General features: G+C 68.5%; 1 protein-coding gene. It reads left to right on the top strand.

The window, feature by feature from the left end:
• Positions 1 to 188, top strand: a 188-nt coding sequence (locus tag ACK4S7_RS13065; RefSeq protein WP_409647677.1) for a UDP-N-acetylglucosamine 2-epimerase, incomplete at its 5' end; no start/stop codon positions are given.
• Positions 189 to 248: the final 60 nt, after the last annotated feature.

Genomic DNA, 248 nt, shown 5'->3' with positions numbered 1-248 from the left:
AGCGGCCCGAAGGCGTCGCCGCAGGCACCGCCCGGCTGGTCGGCAGCGACGAGGAAACCATTGTCGCGGCCACGCTGGAGCTGCTCGATGACGCCGAAGCCTATGCCGCCATGGCGCGCGCGCACAATCCGTTCGGAGATGGGAAGAGCAGTGACCGAATCGCACGGACCATCATCGATGCCCGCTGAAGCCCAGCTCCGCGTCGGGGTCGTCGGCCTTGGCTATATCGGCCTGCCCACGGCGGCAGT

Source organism: Sphingorhabdus sp. (genome assembly GCF_046292425.1).
Taxonomy (GTDB): domain Bacteria; phylum Pseudomonadota; class Alphaproteobacteria; order Sphingomonadales; family Sphingomonadaceae; genus Sphingorhabdus_B.
Note: the sequence above shows the minus strand (reverse complement) of the source record. Positions and strands in the feature narration are given on the sequence as shown.